Source organism: Novosphingobium sp. HNCC26BN242 (assembly GCF_057180525.1).
The window spans coordinates 866,402-887,836 of record NZ_JBXUGM010000001.1 but is presented as its reverse complement, the minus strand read 5'-3'; the positions used below and the strand labels follow the sequence as shown (position 1 = coordinate 887,836).

Annotated in this window: 18 protein-coding genes; 12 read left to right on the top strand and 6 right to left on the bottom strand. The window is 60.5% G+C overall.

Annotation, left to right across the window (positions count from 1 at the left end; translation table 11 throughout):
* Nucleotides 1-137: 137 nt before the first annotated feature.
* Complete coding sequence (locus tag AC2A1F_RS04210; protein WP_484207497.1) at nt 138-2,816, bottom strand: TonB-dependent receptor domain-containing protein; 2,679 nt, start codon at nt 2,814-2,816, stop codon at nt 138-140.
* A gap of 106 nt (nt 2,817-2,922) precedes the next feature.
* Complete coding sequence (locus tag AC2A1F_RS04205) at nt 2,923-4,497, bottom strand: hypothetical protein (protein WP_484207496.1); 1,575 nt, start codon at nt 4,495-4,497, stop codon at nt 2,923-2,925.
* 278 nt (nt 4,498-4,775) lie between these two features.
* On the opposite strand from AC2A1F_RS04205, the gene AC2A1F_RS04200 reads away from it, so the two are divergent.
* Nucleotides 4,776-5,177, top strand: a complete 402-nt coding sequence (locus AC2A1F_RS04200) for a hypothetical protein (protein WP_484207495.1) — start codon at nt 4,776-4,778, stop codon at nt 5,175-5,177.
* Nucleotides 5,178-5,350: 173 nt separating this feature from the next.
* Entirely contained in the window at nt 5,351-5,569 is a 219-nt protein-coding gene (locus tag AC2A1F_RS04195) for a hypothetical protein (RefSeq protein WP_484207494.1), read from the top strand.
* An 84-nt stretch (nt 5,570-5,653) separates the two neighbouring features.
* Here the strand turns inward: AC2A1F_RS04195 and queF are convergent, their stop codons facing one another.
* Nucleotides 5,654-6,106, bottom strand: coding sequence for a preQ(1) synthase (queF, locus tag AC2A1F_RS04190; RefSeq protein WP_484207493.1), 453 nt, complete (start codon nt 6,104-6,106; stop codon nt 5,654-5,656).
* 316 nt (nt 6,107-6,422) lie between these two features.
* Here queF and sseA point away from each other — a divergent pair, with 316 nt between their 5' ends.
* The 10 genes from sseA (at nt 6,423) to AC2A1F_RS04140 (ending at nt 16,422) form a co-directional block, all read left to right on the top strand.
* On the top strand, nt 6,423-7,265 hold the full coding sequence (gene sseA / locus AC2A1F_RS04185; protein ID WP_484207492.1) for a 3-mercaptopyruvate sulfurtransferase: 843 nt from the start codon (nt 6,423-6,425) through the stop codon (nt 7,263-7,265).
* Between the two features lie 115 nt (nt 7,266-7,380).
* Complete coding sequence (locus AC2A1F_RS04180) at nt 7,381-8,385, top strand: acyltransferase family protein (protein WP_484207491.1); 1,005 nt, start codon at nt 7,381-7,383, stop codon at nt 8,383-8,385.
* A gap of 103 nt (nt 8,386-8,488) precedes the next feature.
* On the top strand, nt 8,489-9,730 hold the full coding sequence (metC, locus tag AC2A1F_RS04175; RefSeq protein WP_484207490.1) for a cystathionine beta-lyase: 1,242 nt from the start codon (nt 8,489-8,491) through the stop codon (nt 9,728-9,730).
* Entirely contained in the window at nt 9,727-10,653 is a 927-nt protein-coding gene (locus AC2A1F_RS04170; protein WP_484207489.1) for a mechanosensitive ion channel family protein, read from the top strand. The genes metC and AC2A1F_RS04170 overlap by 4 nt, the downstream gene beginning before the upstream one ends.
* A gap of 201 nt (nt 10,654-10,854) precedes the next feature.
* Entirely contained in the window at nt 10,855-11,625 is a 771-nt protein-coding gene (cobA, locus tag AC2A1F_RS04165) for a uroporphyrinogen-III C-methyltransferase (protein WP_484207488.1), read from the top strand.
* A complete protein-coding gene (locus tag AC2A1F_RS04160; protein WP_484207487.1) occupies nt 11,622-11,918 on the top strand; it encodes a DUF2849 domain-containing protein in 297 nt (98 codons plus the stop codon). Before cobA ends, AC2A1F_RS04160 begins: the two co-directional genes overlap by 4 nt.
* Nucleotide 11,919: 1 nt before the next feature.
* Complete coding sequence (locus AC2A1F_RS04155) at nt 11,920-13,572, top strand: nitrite/sulfite reductase (protein ID WP_484207486.1); 1,653 nt, start codon at nt 11,920-11,922, stop codon at nt 13,570-13,572.
* On the top strand, nt 13,565-13,996 hold the full coding sequence (locus AC2A1F_RS04150) for a DUF934 domain-containing protein (protein WP_484207485.1): 432 nt from the start codon (nt 13,565-13,567) through the stop codon (nt 13,994-13,996). Before AC2A1F_RS04155 ends, AC2A1F_RS04150 begins: the two co-directional genes overlap by 8 nt.
* Nucleotides 13,997-14,008: 12 nt before the next feature.
* Nucleotides 14,009-14,809 (top strand): phosphoadenylyl-sulfate reductase, encoded by an 801-nt coding sequence (locus tag AC2A1F_RS04145; RefSeq protein WP_484207484.1) that lies wholly within the window; start codon nt 14,009-14,011, stop codon nt 14,807-14,809.
* A 209-nt stretch (nt 14,810-15,018) separates the two neighbouring features.
* Nucleotides 15,019-16,422, top strand: coding sequence for an SLC13 family permease (locus AC2A1F_RS04140; protein WP_484208165.1), 1,404 nt, complete (start codon nt 15,019-15,021; stop codon nt 16,420-16,422).
* An 83-nt stretch (nt 16,423-16,505) separates the two neighbouring features.
* Here AC2A1F_RS04140 and AC2A1F_RS04135 read toward each other — a convergent pair whose 3' ends face one another.
* From AC2A1F_RS04135 to hemN, 3 genes are all read right to left on the bottom strand, one after another.
* On the bottom strand, nt 16,506-19,289 hold the full coding sequence (locus AC2A1F_RS04135) for a phosphoenolpyruvate carboxylase (RefSeq protein ID WP_484207483.1): 2,784 nt from the start codon (nt 19,287-19,289) through the stop codon (nt 16,506-16,508).
* A gap of 38 nt (nt 19,290-19,327) precedes the next feature.
* Entirely contained in the window at nt 19,328-19,942 is a 615-nt protein-coding gene (eda, locus tag AC2A1F_RS04130; RefSeq protein ID WP_292631694.1) for a bifunctional 4-hydroxy-2-oxoglutarate aldolase/2-dehydro-3-deoxy-phosphogluconate aldolase, read from the bottom strand.
* Nucleotides 19,943-20,061: 119 nt separating this feature from the next.
* Nucleotides 20,062-21,426: an oxygen-independent coproporphyrinogen III oxidase gene (hemN, locus tag AC2A1F_RS04125; protein ID WP_484207482.1), complete on the bottom strand. Its 1,365-nt coding sequence runs from the start codon at nt 21,424-21,426 to the stop codon at nt 20,062-20,064.
* Nucleotides 21,427-21,435: the final 9 nt, after the last annotated feature.

Here is a 21,435-nt window from a genome sequence, read left to right as displayed (position 1 = left end):
CGGCAATTTCCAAAGCCTCGCCCAGAACACTGCGGCGAGGCTTTTTTGCGTCTGGCGCTCGGCCCAATGACGCAGACAAAAAAGAGGCGGCCCCGGTGAAGGGCCGCCTCCTGAGGGTGGTTGACTGATACGCTGACTTAGAACGTCATCGAAGCCGAAAGCGCAAAAGTGCGGCCCACGTCATAGGAGTTCACCTCCACACGGTTTGCGCCAGACTGCTGGAATTCGATGTGACGACGCCCGGTAATGTTGCGCGCTTCGAACTTCAGCTCCACCTGCTTCTTGAACAGATCAAAGCCCTGCCGCGCCACGAAATCGATACGCAGGCCGGGGTCCTCAACAACGTCGGGCTGTGCCGTGTTGAGCAATCCGCGGCTGAACACGCGCTTGCTGGCATAGCTGATCAGGAACGTCTGCTGCGAAAGTTTGTCGGTGTCTTCAAGGCCAATTTGCACATTGGCAATGTGCTCTGACTGGCCGGTTAGCGGTGCGCCATTGTCAAAGTAATCGAGTGCACGGCTTGATGCCGCCTGGAAGTACGAGGTGGTATCACCCTCGTTCACGCGCAGCTTAGACTTGGTATAGGTGTAGTTCGCCACCAGCACTCCGCGCCGCGCGCTCCACATGCCACCCCAATCCGCCAGATCGAAATACTTCTGCAGTTCGAACTCTGCGCCATAAAGGTCAGCGCTCGGCGCGTTGGCAAAACTGGTGATGAAGTTACCGGATTCGATTGTCACGAAGGATTCTACCGGCTTGTCGATCCGCTTGAAAAAGCCGGATACCGAGAACCGCTGATCTCGCGCAAAATACCATTCATAGCGCGCTTCGGCATTGGTCAGCTGGCTGTCCTGCAGATTGGGGTTGCCGCGGAAGGTGCGGTTGGTGTCTGGATCAAAGTAGAACTGGAAGATCAACTCGCGGAACTGTGGGCGTGCAATGGTCTTCGATGCATTAAACCGCATTTGCATGTCATCGCGCAACTGCCAGGTCAGCGTTGCGGCAGGCAGCCAATAATCATTGTTGATCCGCGTTTGCGCTTCACCGGCTGGAATGTCGGAGAACACTTGCGTAGGACCAACCACCATGTTGCCTTTTTCAAAGCGCACACCGGCATCCAACTGCAGGGAATCGCTCAGCTGCGCGTCAATCTTGGCATAAGCAGCGTGATTTTTCAGCGTAGCAAGGAAGGCAGGAAAGCCTTCGTTGGTATCGATCAGCTGGATATTAAACGCTTCGATTACCGCATGGCTCAGCAGATAATCCGGGCGTAACGTATTGACGCCATCAGGCAGGTTGATCGCACGCCATTGGAAATCGCGGCGCGAGCTGTTGCGGGTGTAGTCGGCATAAGCATAACCGATTGTTCCGGTCAGGCTTGGCGAGAACTTGTAGGAAACGTCAACACCCCCCGACCACAAATCTTCGTTCAGATCCGAAAAGCTGACGTTGGCCTGACCGGCATTGCCATCCAGATTGTTTACGAACAAATTGCCCAGCGGGTCAGAAGCCACATTGGTTCGGACATATTCAAAGCCCAGTTCGTAGGGGGCTTCACGCTGCGAATTGGCAAAGGCCCCGCGCAGGTCCACGCTCAGGCCATCAGCAGGCTTCAATTCAGCCAGCAGCTGCGAGTCAATCAACTGGCGTTCGAACCAGGCGGTTTCCTGTTGCTGCAGATCGACCGAGGTCTGATTGGCCGTACCAAGGCTGACGCGCGTGTTTTTCTGCGTGTCGCGAATGTAAAGGTTGGTCCACTTGATCTTGTTGCGGCCGAATTCCAGAGCCAGGCCCAGCATGCCGTTGGCCACAATGCGGTTGTCGGTCACTACCCGGCGGAAATCGGTTTCCAGAACATCAAGGTCATCAACAAACGAGGTCTGGCTGGTGATATCGCGCGTGATCCACTTGTTGCTGTACCCAGCCGTGGCAATCACACCCAGCGTCGACCCGCCCAGATCAAACGATTGGCCTGCCGAAAGTGACAAACTACCGTTGGCTGGCATGTTGGGAATGCGCTGGGTCAGGCCGTTGCGTGTGTTGACGATGCCCTTGCCAAGTTCGATGTTATCGATGCTGCCAGAGCTCAAACGTTCACCGCTGGCGAAATAGGCTTGCAGCCCTTCGGTCAGATCGCGCTGTCCGTTGTCAAAACCGGTCCAGTCTGTGCTCGAACCGTAATAGGTATAGCCAAGCTGGTTGGTCGTTTCGGTATCCCAAGCCCCGCCGACACCAACTGTCACGAAACCTTCGGTGGGAACAGACTTGGTGGTCAGGTTGATAACACCGCCGCCGAATTCACCGGGGTAGTTCACGGAATAGGACTTCTGCACCAACGACGAAGCGATGATGCTCGAAGGGAACAGGTCCAGCGGCACAACGCGCTTCAGCGGTTCGGGGCTTGGCAGCGGCGATCCGTTGAGCAGCGCCAATGAATAGCGGTCGCCAAGGCCGCGCACATAGACATAGCCATTGCCGACCACGCTAAGACCCGTCACGCGGCCAAGTGCGCCAGCAATATTGCCTTCACCGGTACGCGCGATTTCTGCCGTTCCCAGCACCGAGACAACCTGCGGCGCTGCGCGCTGAATGTTGCGATCCCGCTGGCCGGTGACAACGATCTCACCGCCGGGAATGGATACTTCAATCGGTTCGTCTTGCGGGGCTTCCTCCACGGGTGCGTCGCTCACCGGATCAGTGACCGGGGCAGGAGGTGTGCCGTCAGCCGGTGGTGCGGCATCCTGTGCGTGAGCCAGCGCTGGCGAAAGCAGCGCGGTGGAAAGCAGCAGCGTGGTTGCGAGCCGCAGCATGGTCATGTCCTTGTCCCCCCTGGGAGATCATCCTGAGGAATATTGTGCAATATCAGCGAGAAAGGGGGGCAGCCGTTGCCGACTACCCCCCGTTTTCCCGAAAGGCAGCCGATCAGGTCGTCGGCAGCGAGAAGCACGAACGGCTGGTGGTGCCGAAGTTGGCTGCAGCGCTGTTGCAGGTCCAGCCGGCATACCAGGTGTCGCTCGCATCACGCACCGCGCCGATGTAGGCAACGCTGCTGAAGAACGATGAAAGCGTGGTGACGTTGAACGCCGTTACCGCCGTTTCGTTGGCACCGTTGATGAAGCCGCCCGTCAAAGTCGGGGTGAAGGCATCATTGTTGCCGTTCGCACCCGTGCCGAAGAAGGTGGCAACGTCAGCAGCGGTGTAGCCGCCGCTGGCAGGCGAACCGATATACTTCGTTGCATTGCACTGCATCACGACCGAGCGCGCAAGCAGCGTCGTGGCGTTGGCACCGCCCGAACGGTTCATGCGGATGCACTCGTTGTTCGGCGAGACGACAACACCGTTGTACAGTTCAACATCCGAGTTGCCGCGCATGAACAACGAGGCCTGTGCGTTGGTTTCGTTGTTGCTGCTGACAGCCGTCTGGACAGCGGTGAAGTTCGACAGACGCAGACGCGTCCGCGGGGTATCCGATTCAAAGTTGGTGGAGTCAATTTCCATCAGGCCATCACCCTGACCGGCGCGCTGAATCATCAGCACAAACTGCAGGTTGGCTTGCGAACCGGTGTCGACATCAACCACGTCATCATCTGATCCGACAAGCACCAGGTGCTTCATGTTTACGACGCCACCGAACAGCTCCATCGCATCGTCTGAGCTGTTAAACGACTGGATGTAATCAAACTGCGTGCCCGAACCAACGCCGCCGGTGGTCAGCGATTGAAGTTCGCTGTTCGCGCTAAGCACGGCGCCCGAATAACGGATCTGAACATAACGAACAATGCCGCTGTTATCAGCACCATTGGTGCCGCCGTAAAGCGCAGGCGCAACCGAACCTTCGGTCTGGCGCTGGCAGGTGCTGGCAACACCGGGTGAAGCTACTGAACCGGTGCCGCAATCGGTGATCGGCGCACGGCCGAGCAGCACCAGGCCGCCCCACTGCTGCTGCGATGTTTCATCGTTCTGGCCACGCACGTTCTGCAGGCTGGTGAAGATGATCGGTTGCGTTGCAGAGCCGTTGGCGTTGATGCGGTTGCCACGGTTCACCGCAATCCATGCGGTCGAGCTGCTGGCGTAGGTTACAACGCCAGGTTCGAACGTCAGCGTCACATTTGTATCAGCGGCAGAAGCGGTGAAACCACCATCGGTGCCAACATCAACGCGACCGTTGATTTCGTACAAAACGCCCGGCGTCTTTACCAGCGTGCTCGACACGTTGAAACGGCTCGGCAGGCGGCAAACGCGCCAGGTGCCTTCTGGACCGGTGATAACACCGGCGTTGGTCAGACCCTGCGGGTCAGCGATAGACGGGCATTCCGCAGCAGGCGTAACCAGCGTCGATGTTGGAGTCGGCGTCGGCGTCGGCGCTGGCGTTGGTGGCGGGTTGTTGATGATGCTTACATTGCCGCCGGTACCGGGCGAAGCAATGTCGGTTGGGCCGCAGCCGGCGAGCGCAAGAACGCTGCAGCCGACGAGGAACAGGCCGTGGTTGGTCTTCACTTGAAATCCCCCATGGATAGCGGCCGGAGCAAATTCCTGCCGTCGCGAAGGACCGTCTAGGGGGGCAAAGTGACAGCCTGTTTGCGGTTTCCTGACAGATTTGTTTCAAAGACTTTGACGGTTGCTCGACATTCTTGACGAAAAGCGCCGGTTTGCGGGGATTCGTTGATTGCACTTTTATGACAATGTTACACTTTGATTGCAGATGTAGAGAATCGGCGCATATTCGACTCAACAATCGCGATCAAAGATGGCGCGATCAGAATTGGAGAGCCTTGATGTCGACCAGCCTGACCCTTGCTGCAGCACTCCTTTTGCAGCCGTTCCTCACATCGTCTGCGGTAATGGTTACGCCGCCTTTGACGGTGCCTGCCCCTGCCCTGCCCAGCGGGGATGTCGGTTATCATGAAATCATGGCGGGCCGCCCGCTTGCGGCCATCGCACGCATTGAAAACAGTGATCTGGCCCGCGCTGGCGATCCTCTTGCGCTGATCAATCTGGGCACGGCCTACAAAATGGTGGGGCGCAAAGATGATGCGGCGCGTCTCTATCGCGCGGCTGCCAGCAGCGATGATCGTTATGATGTGCAGTTGGCCAATGGGCGATGGGTTGATTCGCGCCGTGCCGCAACGCTTGCCATTGCTGGCCTTGGCCGTGACGAAGTCTTCGCCCTGCGTTAATCTGCAGGGATCGAGATACAAAAAGATGGCCGGATATCAGGCACTTGGTACACGGAGAGTGCCTGTTTAACTTTCGATAGACTATCCGAATCGGATTTTGTTTGACCTAAATAGCAAGCGAAACAAACTCGATATCGGATGAACTCTTGCCAAACCTGAGATGCCTCTTGGGCTTGCACAAGCCCGGCCGAGCCACCGCTCTGCGTGAATCGCACTATTACGGCGCAACGTGTGCCGGCTGTGGCAAGCCGTTGCGCAGAGTGGCCAAGGGCAAGTGGACCGTGGTTAAAGTCATGCCACTGCCCGATTTTCGCAGCCAGACGTTCATTGCCGAAAACGACACGAACCAACAGAACGAAGGAGGCAGCGGACCGAACCGCGCCTCGATTTAACAGGTTCAATAATTTCGTCGACTTTGGATCAGGTTTTCTGGCGCAGCCTTTGAAGGTAGACGTCGCAAGCACGCCCCGCTGCGGTCATCCGCGTCCACGATATGAAGCAACCCCTTGATCCGGAAGCCAAAGTGCAGCCGGCGGCGGACCGCTTTGCCAGAACACATCGATCGGAATCCCGCCGCGCGGGTACCAGTATCCGCCGATGCGCAGCCATTGCGGGTTCATTTCATCGAACAGGCGCTGGCCGATGCCGACTGTCACATCCTCATGAAAGCCTGCATGATTGCGAAACGATCCCAGGAACAGCTTCAAAGCCTTTGATTCCACGATGGTTTCGCCCGGCGCGTAATCAATCACCAAATGCGCGAAATCGGGCTGGCCGGTGACCGGGCAGAGCGAGGTGAATTCGGGCGCAGCGAAGCGGACCAGATAGAGTGTGCCGATACGCGGGTTTGGCACGTAATCCAGCACTGCTTCCTCTGGCGAGGAGGGCAAGCTGCTGTTCTGGCCCAGAAAAAGGGGTGTATTGGTCATGATTCAGCCTGTTTTTCCGAAGTGCACCTAGATGCACCTAGCTGCACCTACACGCGCAAACACGCGCTTTTACAGTGCTAGAATGCGCGCTCCCATGCACCTGTCACCGTCTTCGGGCAAGGGGGACGGATCGTGCCCGTTGGGCCAGTGTCGGACGCGTGTTGGATCAATCCAATCTTCAGCAATCATCCGTGACAACTTCGTTGCCAAATGACCACAAATTCATGGTGACGCAAGTCACACCCGCGACTAGTGTGCTGCAAGTGCGAACTCGCAAAGACGGGTCGCCCGCAGGCAGGTAGGAGCACATAAAATTATGGATTCGCTGGTTTCCACCCAGTGGCTCGCCGACGAGATGGGCGCGAGCGACTTGCGCGTTGTCGACGCCACCGCGTTTCTGCCCGAGCATGGCCGGGTGCCGTTGCTGGAATACGAAGCCTGCCACATCCCCGGCGCGGTGTTCATGGACCTTTCCGAATTGGTCGATTCCGCATCGCCAGTGCCTAACACCCTGCCCTCGCCCGAAAAATTCGCGAGCCGCATGCAGGCGCTCGGCCTTGGCGATGGCAGCCGCATCGTGATCTATGACGATAGCCCGGTGAAGACCTCCACCCGCGCGTGGTTCATGCTCACGATGTTCGGCGCCCAGAACGTGGCGCTGCTCGATGGCGGCATTGCCAAGTGGAAAGCGGAAGGCCGCAAATGCGCGCAAGGCACCGAAACGCTGCGCCAACGGCACTTTACCGTGTGGTCCGATGACAGCCACGTACGCAGCAAGGCCGATGTGCTGGCCAATCTGGCAAGCAACGCCGAACAGGTGGTGGACGCCCGCGGCGCGGGCCGCTTCACCGGCGAAATGCCCGAGGCGAACCCGGCGCTGGCCAGCGGCCACATCCCCGGCGCGCGCAACGTGCCCTACGCCAGCCTGTTCAACCCCGATGGCACATGGAAAGCACCTGACGCGATCAAGGCCGCGTTCGAGGCCGCAGGCGTGGACCTTGCGCGGCCGCTGATTACGTCATGCGGATCGGGCATGACGGCCAACGTGCTGATTTTCGCCGCACATCTGATCGGCAAGGATGACGTTTCGCTCTACGATGGCTCATGGAGCGAATGGGGGCTGGACCCGGCTACGCCCAAGGCGAAGGGGGTGGCCTAAGCTTCGGCAGCACTCCGAAGCACGCATTTGCAGTTGAGCGGTCTGCGTCTGCCCTGGTGGCCTCAATGCTTGCCCAATCATCAAGGGCTCAATACAATGCCGCGACGGAGGGCAAATGCAGCGGATCGATGTTCTTGATGGTTGGCGAGGGTGCGCAATTCTTGCTGTACTCTGCGGGCATTTCTTGCGCGTCCCTTACATCAATCTTGGCCGGTTTGGTGTAGAGCTTTTCTTTGTTTTAAGCGGGCGCTTGATGGCAGAGATCTTGTTTGAACGCATGCACCCGCTTCCAGACTTTTTCAAAAGGCGGATGATCAGAGTTTATCCAGCGCTTTTTGTTTTCATTATAATAACCTATGCAACATTTTCCGTTAACCTGAGTCGGCTGGAGCTATTTTCTGCGCTGACATTTACTTACAATTATATCGGGCCAGAAAATTACTCATCGTCATATTTTCATCATATCTGGTCTCTGTGCATTGAAGAGCACATGTACGTTTTGCTGGCCCTGACAGCCTATGCCAATCGCAAATGGGCCCTTCCGGCCAAGCCTGTATTGGCAATTTTAATTGCGGCAATGGTTGCCGACGGCTTCATATCCCAACAACTTTTCGGGCAGAATTATCAGGAAACCTATTGGCGCAGCGATGTCAGAGGAGCTTCAATTCTCATGGGCGCACTCGCTTATCTTAATAGAGATATTGCGCTCCGGCATTTTCCACTACCATTTCTCGCCACAGCGTTCGTTGGCGCATTTGCATTTGCTCTAAATACTAATCCCGTTCCAGATTTTATAAAATATAGTGTTGGGACAGCATCGCTCGCCATAGGACTGGCAACGCTTCCCGCATTGACGCAGCCGCTAAGCAAAATAATGGCAACCAGGACTCTACGCTGGCTTGGGCTAATTTCGTTCTCGCTTTATCTATGGCAGCAACCGTTCTTCACATTAAAAAACATTGGCTATTTCCCAGCTTGGCAAGCATTAGCCTTTAGCTTCGGCACAGCATTGGTAAGTTATGCAGTTATTGAGACTGCAGGCCGTAAGCGGGTTCTTGGACTAGCGCGCATCGTTTTGAGGCGGCTGTTTTCAAACCAGCAAACACGGCTTCTGCCATGAATCAGATCATGTTTCTTGCCAAGGCCGGTATGGCAAACGAAAGCCACCTCAATTCCACCTAACCCCATGACTCCCACGCCTTCCCTCTGCTATCGCCAACACCATGAGCAGTTCTGATGATTTTGATGCCCTCGGCCCCGCAACGCGCGGCGTGCTGGCCGGGCGGCGTGCGGGGTGGACGGGGACGCCGGAGCATCCGGGGGCGGTGGTTAATCCGGCGGTTTGGCGGGCTTCTACGCATCTTTATGCGGATATGGCCGCGCTTAGGGCGCATCCGGCCAATGTGGATGGCAATTTCTATTACGGGCGGCGTGGGGGGCCTACGCAGTGGGCTTTGGCTGAGGCGCTGACGCAACTGGAGCCGGGGGCTTCTGGCACGGTGCTCTATCCTTCGGGGGTGGCGGCGATTGCGGGGGTGTTGCTCACCGTGTTGCGGCCGGGCGATGTGTTGTTGATGACCGACAATGTCTATGAGCCGAGCCGGGCGATGGGGCGTGGGTTGCTCAAGGATTTCGGGGTGGAGACGCGGTGGTTTGATCCGACCGACATGTCCTCGTTCGAAGCGGCGTGTTGTGAGCGGGCGCGGTGCGTCTTGCTGGAAAGCCCCGGCAGTTTGACGATGGAAGTGCAGGATGTGCCCGCGCTGGCAGCGGCGGCGCGGGCGCGCGGGATCATGTCTGTGTTGGACAATACCTGGGCTTCGGCATTGGGCTTTGCCGCGCTGGAGCGTGGCGTGGATATCTCCATCATGAGCCTGACCAAGCATGTTTCCGGCCATTCGGATTGCATGATGGGCTCGGCCAGCGCGGGGCCGGAGTGGTATCGCAAGCTGCGCGTGCGGGCGCAGGGACTGGGCAATGTGGTTTCGCCCGATGATGCCTCGCTGATGCTGCGCGGGCTTCGCACGATGAAACTGCGGTTGGAGGCGGAGACGGCTTCGGCGCTGGCGATTGCACAGTGGCTGAATGCGCGGCCCGAGGTGGCGCGGGTGCTGTGTCCGATGTTGCCGGGGTCGCCGGGGCACGCGCTTTGGCAGCGGGACTTTACCGGCGGGTGCGGGCTGTTCAGCTTTGTGCTGAAGGGCGGGACGAGTGCGGCGCGGGATGCCTTGATCGATGCGCTGCAATTGTTTGGCATCGGCTATTCGTGGGGCGGGTTTGAAAGCCTTGCTACGCCGGTTGATCCGGCCTCTATCCGCACGGCCAGTGCTTGGCCGCTGGCGGGGATGGAGGCTGCGGACCGGTTTGGCGTGCGGCTGTCCATTGGGCTTGAAGATTCGGCGGATCTGATCGCCGATCTGGAGCGGGGTCTGGCCGCGTGGGCGGAACGGGGAGGACTTTCTTGAACGGATTTCGCGAACAGGTGGCAGACGTGATCCGCGTGCTGGACAGCATCGGCTTCGATATGGGGACCTACCATATCTCGGTCTGGGGGGCGCTGCGCATCGTGATCGTGATGGTGCTGGTGTTCGTATCGGCACATCTGATCGGACGGCTGGCACGGCGCACTTTGCGGCGGATCGACAGTCTGGACCGCACGCAGCAGTTGCTGGGCGAAAAGATCGCCACGATCGTGGTGTGGGGCGTGGCCTTCCTTGTCGGGATCGACGTGCTGGGCATCAGCCTGACCGCGCTGACGGTGTTTTCGGGCGCGTTTGGCCTGGCTATCGGGTTTGGCCTGCAAAAGACGTTCGGCAATCTGATCGCCGGGATCATCCTGCTGATGGATCGGTCGATCAAGCCGGGTGATGTGATTGCGGTGAACGATGGCAAGGGCAATTCGTTTGGAGAGGTCAAGAAGATCGGCATCCGCGCGGTTTCCGTCACCACGCGCGATAACCGCGAGTATCTGATTCCGAACGAAAATCTGATGACGCAGCAGGTGGAGAACTGGTCTTATTCATCGCGCGAGGTGGCGATCAATATTCCCATCGGCGTCGCTTATGGCAGCGATCTGGACAAAGTGGAGAAGCTGCTGCTGGAGGCGATCAATTCCACGCCGCGGGTTCTGCCCTTCCCCTCACCCGGCGTGCTGTTGAGCGGCTTTGGCGCGAGCAGCATCGACATGACGATGATCGTGTGGATTGATGATCCCGAAGGCGGCGTGGGCAATGTGAAATCGGACGTGCTGTGGCGCGTGTGGCGGCTGTTCAAGGAGCATGGGGTGGAAATCCCCTTTCCGCAATCGGACGTGAACCTGAAGGACAGTGCCGGTTTGCGCGCGCTGGCGGCGGCAGTGGGGACGCGGGAGCCGGGGCCAGAGGCGTAGTTTCATACTCGTCCCCCCGGGCTTTGACCCGGGGTCTGGCTTTTCTTCTTGGCGCAGCGTTGGCGGCGGAAGCGGGACCCCGGGTCGAGCCCGGGGTGACGTTGAAAGCGGGTGGGAATGATGTGGCCGCTAAAGCTGATCTAGGTGGGGCACAAAGGTTTCTCACTGGCAGGTTGGCCGGGGTGCGCCCATCTGCGCTTCATGAAAAATCCCGCTAACAGAATCGGCACCGTGTTCCTTGTGGGTGCTGGCCCCGGCGATGCCGACCTGCTGACACTGCGGGCGGCGCGGCTGGTGATGAATGCTCGGGTGCTGGTGCATGACGGGCTGGTCGATCCTTCGATACTGGCGATGGCGCCCAAGGGGTGCCGGATGATCTCGGTCGCCAAGCAGCGGTCTCGCCACACGATGCGGCAGGACGAGATCAATGCTTTGCTGGTGCGTGAGGCGCTGGCCGGGAACGACGTGGTGCGGTTGAAGGGTGGCGATCCCTTCGTGTTCGGGCGGGGCGGCGAAGAGGCTGAGGATTGCTTTGCGGCAGGCGTGCCGGTGCAGGTGGTGCCGGGCGTGAGCGCGGCGATGGGGGCGGCGGCTTCGGCCATGATCCCGCTTACGCACCGCTATGCGGCCAGCATTGTTACGTTCGTGGCCGGGCAGTGCAAGGGGCTAACCGAGCAGAACTGGGCGGGCCTTGCGGGCGTTGGCCGGACGCTGGTGATCTATATGGGCGTGGCGACGGCGGATGCGATTGCCGAGAAGCTGATGGCCGATGGACTTTCGCCTGCGATGCCGGTGGCGGTGATCGAAAACGCCAGCCGTCCGCAGATGCGGGTGCTGCGCGGCGCGCTGGCTGCGCTGGGGCCACTGGTTGCGGACAACAAGGTCAAGAGCCCTGCCCTCATCGTGATCGGTGATGTGGCAGGCAGGGGGGACATGATGGAATTGAAGAGCGTTCTGGAGGCAGTTCAGTGAAGATCATTACCGCAAGCGATCTGCGCACCGGCGATGTGGTGTGGTGGACCGGCGAAGGCTGGTCGCGCCACGTGAACAATGCGGTGGAAGCGGGCGAGCATGCCGAGGCGGTAATCGCGCGCGAGAACGCCAAGCAGATCGTCACCGACACGCAAGTGATCGCAGCGACGCGCACCGACGAAGGTGTGCGGCCCGCGCATATCAAGGACCGCATCAGGGCACTTGGCCCCACAGTGCGGCTCGACCTTTCTCTCAAGCCTGCCGATCCTGCGGCAGGGAACTGGGTGATCTGAGATGTATCAGTATGATCAATATGACCGTTCGATGGTCGATGCGCGCGTGGCCGAATTTCGCGGACAGGTGGAGCGCCGCTTGGCGGGTGACCTGACAGAGGACCAATTCAAGCCGTTGCGGCTGAAGAACGGGCTCTACCTGCAGTTGCACGCTTATATGCTGCGTGTGGCGATCCCCTATGGCACGCTTAACAGCCGCCAGATGCGGTTGCTGGGCGATATTGCCGACAAGTATGACCGTGGGTACGGCCACTTCACCACGCGGCAGAACATCCAGTACAATTGGATCAAGCTGTCGGACGCGCCCGATATTCTGGCCGAGCTGGCGACGGTCGAGATGCACGCCATCCAGACCAGCGGGAACTGCATCCGCAACACCACGTCCGACCAGTTTGCGGGCGCTGCGGCGGATGAGCTGGTAGATCCGCGCCCATATGCCGAGCTGCTGCGCCAGTGGTCGACCTTCCACCCGGAGTTCGATTACCTGCCACGCAAGTTCAAGATTGCGATCATCGCCAGCGAGACAGACCGCGCGGCGATGCGGTTACACGACATCGGCATTCAGCTGGTCAAGAACGATGCGGGCGAGATCGGCTGCAAGTTCCACGCGGGCGGTGGCATGGGCCGCACGCCGATGATTGCGCCGGTGATCGCCGAGTTCGTGCCTGCGCTGCAGATGATCAGCTATCTGGAAGCGTGCCTTCGCGTCTACAACCGCTATGGCCGCCGCGACAACAAGTACAAGGCGCGCATCAAGATCCTCGTCCACGAGATTGGCGCTGCGGAATACCGCCGTCAGGTGGAAGAAGAATTCGCGCATATCCTGACGCTGGGGCTGGAGCCGCCAGCGGAGGAACTGGAGCGGATCAAGGGGTTCTTTGAACAGCCCGGTTTTGAAGCGAGCGCTTCGGACGAGCTGGACCTGTCCGATCCCGACTTCGCGCTGTGGGTGGATCAGAACGTCCATGCTCACAAGCAGCTGGGCTATGCCATCGTCAATATCAGCCTGAAACCGACAGGCGGCATTCCGGGCGATGCCACGGCCGATCAGATCCGGCTGATGGCCGATCTGGCGCGTGACCATTCGTTTGACGAACTGCGTGTGACGCATGCGCAGAACATCGTGCTGCCGCATGTGAAGAAGGCCGATCTCTATGGCATCTGGCAGAAGCTGGACGAAGCGGGGCTGGCAGCAGCGAACCTTGACCTGATCGGCGACATTATCGCCTGTCCGGGGCTGGATTACTGTGCGCTGGCCAATGCGCGGTCGATCCCGCTGGCGCAGAAAATTTCGAACCGCTTTGCCGACCTTGGCCGCCAGCGCGATCTGGGTGAGCTGAAGCTGAAGATTTCGGGCTGCATCAATGCCTGCGGGCACCACCATGCGGGCCACATCGGCATCCTTGGCGTGGATAAGAAGGGCGTGGAGAATTACCAGCTTTCGCTGGGCGGCTGTGAGGGTGCGGACACCTCGCTTGGCCAGATCACTGGACCCGGCTTCAGCGAAGACGGCGTGGTGGATGCGGTCGAGAAAGCGACCGACGTCTATCTCGCGCAGCGGGCTGAGGGTGAGCGTTTCGTCGATACCTACCGCCGCATCGGCATGGCCCCGTTCAAGGAGGCGATCTATGCCAAGGAGCCGGCCCATGGTTGAGCAGAACTTGCGCTATCGCAGCGATGAACCGGTGGGTGATCCGGCAGTGACTGTCGATGCGTTTGTCGATCAGAGCAACGCCACCGCCGTGCGGATCGAACCGGGCGATGATGCCCGCCTGCTGCTGCCGCATCTGGACCGTATCGCGCTCGTGGAAGTGAACTTCCCGGCCTATACCGATGGACGTGGCTATTCGGCGGCACGTATCCTGCGCGAGCATGGTTATGCCGGAGAGCTGCGCGCGGTCGGCGATGTGCTGCTGGACCAGCTGAGCCACATGCGGCGCTGCGGGTTTGACAGCTTTGCCCCCAACCAGCCGATCAGTTCCGAAGCCGCCGAACAGGCCTTTGGCACATGGCCGGAGGTTTACCAGAAGACCGTTGATGGCCGCCCGGCAATCTGGGCGAAGCGCCATCCGGCTTGAGGACATTATGAGATGACCAGCACCGTTAACCGCAAGATCGACCTGATCGACGCGCGCCCGCGCTTTGTCGAAACAGATGCGATCCGCCTGAACCATCTGTTCCGGGGCAGCGATACGCAGGAAATGCTGCGTTCGGTGATCCGTGACGGGCTGGCGGGTGATCTTGCGGTGGTTTCGAGCTTTGGCGCCGAAAGCGCTGTATTGCTTCACCTTATTGCCGAGGTTGATCCATCGGTGCCGGTGCTGTTTCTGGAAACGGGCAAGCACTTTCCCGAAACCGTAGCCTATCGTGACGAGTTGATCGGTTTTCTGGGGATGACCAATCTGCAGATCATCGAACCGGATGCCGCCGTGATTGCCAAGAAGGACGAGAACGGGCTGCGCTGGTCTTGGGACCCCGATGGGTGTTGCGAAATCCGCAAGGTGCAACCGCTGGCCAAGGCGCTGCTGCACTTCGATGCCTCGCTGACGGGCCGCAAGGGCTTCCAGTCCAAGACACGTGCGGGCTTGCCACGCTTTGAGATTGACCATTCGGACGCGCAGGGGCGGCTGAAGATCAACCCGCTGGCATCGTGGGACAAGGACGCGCTTGCCGCCTATTTTGCCGAGCATAATCTGCCCGCGCATCCGCTGGTGGCGCAAGGTTATCCCTCGATCGGTTGCGCACCGTGCACCAGCAAGGTCGCGCTGGGCGAAGACCCGCGTTCGGGCCGGTGGAAGGGCTGGGACAAAGTGGAGTGCGGGATTCATGCGCCCACCGACGGCCAGACACCAGGCGATGAACTGCCGCCGGGGTATGATCCGGTTTTCTGAGGCCTTGCCATTTGCGAAACATCCGTTCGTGTCGAGCGAAGTCGAGACATGCCCGCGCTGAGCAAGCGTGTCTCGACTTCGCTCGACACGAACGGAACTTATTGGGTTTTGTGAGCCTCGGAACGCGAAGGTTAGCTGAACTCAGTTTGCCAGTCGCGCCACGCCTCTGCTAGTCCCGTCCGGGAGATGAGGGGAACGGGCTGTTGGCTTTGGATGCGCGCAAAATAGGGCTTTGGGCGGGGCCGCTGGGCTTTGCGGTGACGCAATTGTCCGCCGCGCCCGCCGGAATGCCCGATGCCGGGTGGAGCGCGGCGGGGCTGGTCTGGTGGATGGCGGCATGGTGGATGACCGAGGCGATGCCGCTTTCGGCCACGGCGCTGCTGCCATTCCTCGTGCTACCTTTGACCGGTGTGGCCGATGCCAACAAGACGGCCAGCGCGTATTATTCGCCAATCATTTTTCTGTTCGTTGGCGGGGCATTTATGGCGCTGGCGATTGAGCGCACCGGACTGCACCGGCGGCTCGCGCTGTTCATTATGGGGCTGGCGGGCGCAAAGCCGTGGCAATTGCTGATGGGCGTGATGATGGCCACGGCCGTGCTTTCCAGCTTTATCTCCAATACGTCTACCGCGCTGATCATGATGCCGATGGCAATTGCGATGCTGCGCGCGGGCGGTGTGGAGGAAGGAGAGACCGCAGGCATGGCGGGCGCCTTGCCGATGGGCATCGCCTTTGCGGCGTCTATCGGCGGCCTTGCCACCCTGATCGGCACGCCCACGAATGCGATTGCAGCGGGCCTGATTGAGACAGCGCTGGGCACACGCGTCACGTTTCTGCAGTGGGCGCTTTATGGCGTGCCGATTGCGCTGCTGGCGGTGCCGCTGGCCGCGTGGATTATCGGACGGGTGCAAAGCCTGCATACCGACAGTTTCGACCCGGCTTCGGCGCGTGCGGCGATAGCCCATGCGACGCAATGGAGCGTGGCCGAACGGCGGCTGGTGCCGGTAGTGGTTCTGGCGTTCCTGGCATGGGTGCTTCAGCCGGTCATCGAAGGGTGGTTTCCAGCCGGCGGCTTTACCGATGGCACGGTGGCAGCGATTGCGGGGCTGGTGCTGTTCGTGCTGCCAGACGGAACAGGGCGGCCGATGCTGACCTGGCCAGAAGCAAACCGTGCGCCGTGGGACGTGGTGCTGATGTTCGGCGGCGGGCTTGCCATGGCCATGGGCATGACCACGAGCGGTCTGACCAAGTGGATGGGCGAAATGTTGCTCCCCCTCGCCCATGTTCCATTGCCGATCGTGGCGCTGGTGCTCGTGGCCTTCGTGATCATCGTGACCGAATTTGCCAGCAACATCGCGGCGGCCAGCGGGATCATGCCCGTGGTGGCGGCACTGGTGGGCGCACTGGGGGCTGACCCGATCCTGCTTGCCCTGCCTGCTGCCTTTGCCGCAACCTGGGGCTTCATGCTGCCTGCCGGAACCGGACCGAATGCGCTGGCCTGGGCGACTGGGCATTGCTCAATGCGGTCGATGGTCAAGGCTGGGTTCGCGCTGGATGTGGCGGGCGTGTTCCTGCTGGTTGGCGTGGTGTGGGCGATTAACACGTTGATCTAATAGAAGACTTACTCCTCCGTCAGTCGCTTGTGTGACTGCCGCCTCACCATTTGTGCTTCGCAAAAACGGGGAGGATTTGACTGCTACCCGTGTGCACCGAAATAGTTGGCGATGGCCACGGCGATGCGGATGTTGAGCGCGTGGGCGCGTTCGATGGGGTCGATGAAGCGGGCGCGGATAGCGCCGTAGTCTTCGCCGCGATGATCGGGATAATCGGTTTCCTCGTCTACCGCAAAATCGGTGATTTCAGGTTCGATCACCGGATAGGCGCGGCGCAACTGTGCAAGGGCATCATCCACGCGCAGCGACAGGACCATTTCCAGCACGTCATCACGGCTGACATCGTTCGACCGGGCGAAGGGCGGGACCTGCACGGCGCGGATGAACATATGCATCAGCAGCGCGAGGCGCACCGATTGCAGCAGGCCGATGTTGCGGCGGTCAGAATCCTGCGCAGGATCGCGGCCCGCCTTGTGGCCGGGGACGAGCGAAAGCAGGCGGTGGAGCTTCATCCAGTCCACCCGCAGCCGCGAGGTCAGACGGCGGAAGACCCCTGCCCTGTCGTCCTTGGTCAGGTATTCGGCCAGTGCAAGGCAGGCCGATTCCAGCGCGGTTTCGGTGCCGCGATAGGGACGGCTGGCCCAATAGGCGGAGTTGAACAGTTCGCCATGGGCAGCAACGGTCTTGACCGAGGCGAGGCCATTGGCGGCGCGCAACAGGCGGACAAGCTGGTTGCCGCGGGTGGAGCGGCCAAGCAGTTCGGCAACCGACTCCATTTCCTCGCCCGCAGCCGTGCCCGCGCCAGCGATGACATTAACCGGATAGCCAATCTGCTGGAGGATGGCGTTGTGCGGAATGGCGCGGATCTGGCGCAGGCTCATCGTGCGGTCGGCGCCGATATCGGACTGGCGGCGCGAGACACGGCTACCGGTGCTCTTGAGCAGGCCAAGGCCGAATGCGGTTAGTGCGCGGGAATATGTCGCGCTTTCAAGGTGTTCGCGTTGCACGCGGCGGATCGAGCGGTAGAAATCGAGGCTGAGATCGGTGCGGTCGTAGAACGGGTCCTTGACGGTAAGGTCCTGATCCTTTGCCTCTTCCTCGGCAATGCGGGTGAGCGTGGCGAGCGCCAGATCATCGTTGCGGAAGAACAGATAACCATCGCCGCCCTGAAAGCTGGCTTCGGGTTCGATGGTAACGCCAGCCTTTGCAAAGCGGCGGCGTGCCCAGCCGGAGAGCGGCCATGTAAGCCGGTCGGCAAAGCCCGAAGGATGCGCGCCGCGCCCCATGGATTCGCCGTGGGTGTTGAAGATCAGCGCAGCGACATCGGTAAGGCCATTGGCCTTCATCGCTTCGGCAAGACGGCCTTGCAGGCGCTCGATGGCCAGAGCCGCCGGGATCTGGCCCATAAAGCGGCCGGCATCGGAAAAGCCGGTCTGGATCGCAACGCGGCCACGCAGGCGGGCATAGCTGCGGTAGGATTCTTCGGACAGCAAAGCTTCTAGGAAGCGCCCGCCATGCTCCAGCGCAGCTTCGGTTTCGAACAGGGGCGAGACATCGACTTTGCCTTCGATGCCGAACAGCTTGGCGAAATAGAGCGCGGCCAGCACGGTCTGCGGCTGTTCGCATTCGGCAATCAGCATGCGGATCGGGGCATCAGCATCGATGTGCTGGAGCATCTTGGCCATGACCAGAAACTGGCGCATCGCGGTACTGGTTTCGATCGCCAGTGCGCCGAAGTTTACGCGCAGCGGCTTTACCTCAGCCAGCAGTTCGCGCAGGCGTGAGAGCGCGCTCTTGCTGCCAAGATCAAGCGTGCCTTCCGGGTCGATCCGGCGGCGTAAGGCATTGAGAAGTTGCGAAGAATTGACGCGGAAGTGAATCCAGCCAATGCCAAGGCCATCGGCGCGCATCGCGGCAGCCAGCGTGGCGAGCGGGATGGCTTTTGCGTCGTCAGCAGTCTTCGCTTCGGCCTCGAGCGCCGTGATCATCGGCGTAAGGCTGAGCAGTTTGGCCGGGTTTTCCGCGCTCAGGCGGTTGGCGGCGGCGGTGAGCGCTTCACTGTCTGACAGGTCAGACGCAAACAGGTCCGCCATTTCCGCCGAATGGCTGTGGGCCGCATCCAGTGTGGCCAGCAGCGGATGGGCATCATCAATCGCGCGCAGGCTGGCGGCGTAGGTTGAAAGACGCAGGGCCTTTTCGCGCAGACGGAAGGCGATGGAGGTGGTCCAGCCGATATCGGTGCGGCCATCCATGTCATAACCGACCCACGTGGCAAACCGGAACGGCAGCGGGCGGAAATCGAGCCAGCGCCCCGGCCAGCGCTGGCGGGCATGGCCCAGCAGCATGGCGTTGATCCGGTCACGCGCATTAGCAGCGCGCTGGATTGCGTTGCACACTTCGACGTGTTCAAATTCCAGCGTGATCTTCGGCCCTTCGTGCGGCACAGTGCAGACGGTGGTGGTTTGCGGATCGTCGGTCAGCGCTGCGGTGGCCACAGCATCGGACTGGGCTGGCGAGAGTAGAAACGTGGGGTGCGCGGTGAACACGGCGTGCAGCAGCGGCTTTTCCCAGCGCCTGCGGAATTCCGAAAAGCCCGCTTCTTCGGGATTCAGCGCTTCGATCCGGGCGAGGTTTTCGCTCGCGGATGTGGGCGCGATCAGACGTTTCAGGCGCGCGGCACGGCTTTGCAGCGCTTCGCATTCCAGTTCGGCGACTAGACTTTCAACGTCAGCCAGCGACAGCTCCCCCGCCTCAAGCTGGCGCGACAGATCATGGCTGAGCTGAAACACCGGATTGAACAGCGGCGTATCGGCCGTCCGCTCATGAAGTTTCTGTAACCGTGCCTTGAGCTTGGCGACCGTCTTCATGCCCGATGTATTCCTCTGAATTCGTTGGCGTTGCAGGACTATCGCCCCAGCAGACACGCTTCGCGCGCGGCCGCTTCGATGGCTGCTTCATCGGGCGTGCCCTTGCCCACCACCCAGCTTCCGCCAACACACAGGACCGGGTCAAAGCCCAGCCATTCCGGCGCGGTGGCAGCAGTGATGCCGCCGGTGGGGCAGAATTTGCACTGATAAAACGGCGCTGCCAACGCCTTTAATGCCGGAAGCCCGCCCGAAGTTGAGGCAGGGAAAAACTTGAAGTGCGTGAGGCCCAAATCCAGCCCGCGCATGATATCGCCTGCGCTGGCCGTGCCGGGCAGGAAGGGGATGCCCGAGGCGACGGCGGCCTTACCCAAGGTTTCCGTCAAGCCGGGTGAGACGATGAATTCTGCGCCTGCGTCGATTGCTGCCTTCAGCTCATCGGGGTTGGTCACGGTGCCCGCGCCGACGATAGCACCTTCAACCGCCTTCATCGCATGAATCACATCGAGCGCTGCTGCGGTCCTAAGGGTCACTTCGAGAACGCGCAGGCCGCCTTTGACCAGCGCGCGTGCGATGGGAAGCGCGTGATCGACATTGTCGACAACCAGCACCGGAATGACCGGCGCGGTGCGCATGATGGTTTCGATCGGCTTCATAAAGTCTCCCCGCTCGTATCAAAGTGGCGCGCAAGGCGCGCGCAAATCCTGTGTGGATGCGGGCTTAACGCGAGTTAGACTTAATGTGCACCTGCGATAACCGGGTGCATAGCTATTCTTCAGACAGCAGAGCTGAACCGGCGGGCCCCCAGACGATAGCCATCGAACACGGCAGCGACCGAGCGGGCATAGGGCTCCGAGCCCGTTTCGAGCGTCAGCACGCTGTCATCCAGCCGGGCCAGACCGCGCGTGAGGAAGGGGGCAATCCGGTCGCGGTTGGTGGCCAGCAGGTCTGCGGGCACCACTGCCCTGCCCCGGCAGAGCAGATCGGTGATGACTTGCCCGCGCCGAAGATCTTCGGCGGAACGGACCACGCCCTTGCGGCCCGGAAGCTGGCCTGCGCCGATGAGCATGCGATAGCGGCCCGCGTTCTTTTCGGTCTGGACGAACAGATCGGGAAATTCGCTGATCGACGATGCGCCAAGGCCGATCAGCACTGGCGATTGGTCATCGGTAAAGCCCTGAAAATTGCGGCGCAGGGTGCCGGTGCGGGCGGCGATGGCGAGATCATCACCCGGCAGGGCAAAATGATCGAAGCCGACTGGCTGATACCCTGCCGCGCCCAACTGGGCATAGCCTTGTGCGGCCATGCGAAAGCGGGCGCGCTGATCGGGCAGTTCGCTGGCATCGATGCGTTGCTGGCGGGGAATTACGTGGGGCACATGCGCATAGCCGAACAGCGCGACACGATCGGCCCCCATGGCAATCGAATGGTCAAGCGTGTCAGCCAGAATCGCATCGGTCTGAAAAGGCAGGCCGTACATCAGATCAAAGTTGATCGAGCTGACCCCTGCCCCGCGCAGGCCATCGGTGGCGCGCGCGATCATGTCACGCGGTTGGACCCGGCCGATGGCTTCTTGCACGCGCGGATCGAGTGTCTGGACGCCAAGGCTGGCCTTGATCACACCGATGCCGCGGATTGCTCTGAACCAGTCCGGCTCCAGCGTGCGCGGATCGAGTTCGATTGACAGCACCGGTTTATCAAGCCGGAAGTTTAACGTCAGACAATCTATCAATCGCACGAAATCGGTGGGTTTGATCGCGTTAGGACTGCCGCCACCAAACGCAATGCGCGAGACTTTGACCGAAGGGTGCAGGTTGTGCGCAACCAGCTCAACCTCATGATGCAGGGCCTCAAGATAGGCGGCAAGGCGCTGAGTCTTGTTGGCGGCACCTGTGTTGCAACCGCAATACCAGCAGATTTCGCGGCAATAGGGGATATGCAGATAGAGCGAGACCGTGCCGCGCAGGGCGCGCAGAGCCGTGCGCTGGCGCTCTTCGAAACTTTCTTCAACGAATTCAGCAGCTGTGGGGTAACTGGTATAGCGCGGGACGGGCTGTTCGAGCAGTTCGGGCCAGTATGTCCAGCCTCCGAAGCGTTCAGAGGCGGTCGTGCCGTTTGCGGTTATCACATCAGCTGCCATGGGATCGGT

Coding starts and splice junctions, on each gene's coding strand:
- AC2A1F_RS04210 (WP_484207497.1), bottom strand. CDS start 2,816: ATGACCATGCTGCGGCTCGCAACCACGCTGCTGCTTTCCACCGCGCTG.
- AC2A1F_RS04200 (WP_484207495.1), top strand. CDS start 4,776: ATGTCGACCAGCCTGACCCTTGCTGCAGCACTCCTTTTGCAGCCGTTC.
- queF (WP_484207493.1), bottom strand. CDS start 6,106: ATGACCAATACACCCCTTTTTCTGGGCCAGAACAGCAGCTTGCCCTCC.
- sseA (WP_484207492.1), top strand. CDS start 6,423: ATGGATTCGCTGGTTTCCACCCAGTGGCTCGCCGACGAGATGGGCGCG.
- AC2A1F_RS04180 (WP_484207491.1), top strand. CDS start 7,381: ATGCAGCGGATCGATGTTCTTGATGGTTGGCGAGGGTGCGCAATTCTT.
- metC (WP_484207490.1), top strand. CDS start 8,489: ATGAGCAGTTCTGATGATTTTGATGCCCTCGGCCCCGCAACGCGCGGC.
- cobA (WP_484207488.1), top strand. CDS start 10,855: ATGAAAAATCCCGCTAACAGAATCGGCACCGTGTTCCTTGTGGGTGCT.
- AC2A1F_RS04155 (WP_484207486.1), top strand. CDS start 11,920: ATGTATCAGTATGATCAATATGACCGTTCGATGGTCGATGCGCGCGTG.
- AC2A1F_RS04150 (WP_484207485.1), top strand. CDS start 13,565: ATGGTTGAGCAGAACTTGCGCTATCGCAGCGATGAACCGGTGGGTGAT.
- AC2A1F_RS04145 (WP_484207484.1), top strand. CDS start 14,009: ATGACCAGCACCGTTAACCGCAAGATCGACCTGATCGACGCGCGCCCG.
- AC2A1F_RS04135 (WP_484207483.1), bottom strand. CDS start 19,289: ATGAAGACGGTCGCCAAGCTCAAGGCACGGTTACAGAAACTTCATGAG.
- eda (WP_292631694.1), bottom strand. CDS start 19,942: ATGAAGCCGATCGAAACCATCATGCGCACCGCGCCGGTCATTCCGGTG.
- hemN (WP_484207482.1), bottom strand. CDS start 21,426: ATGGCAGCTGATGTGATAACCGCAAACGGCACGACCGCCTCTGAACGC.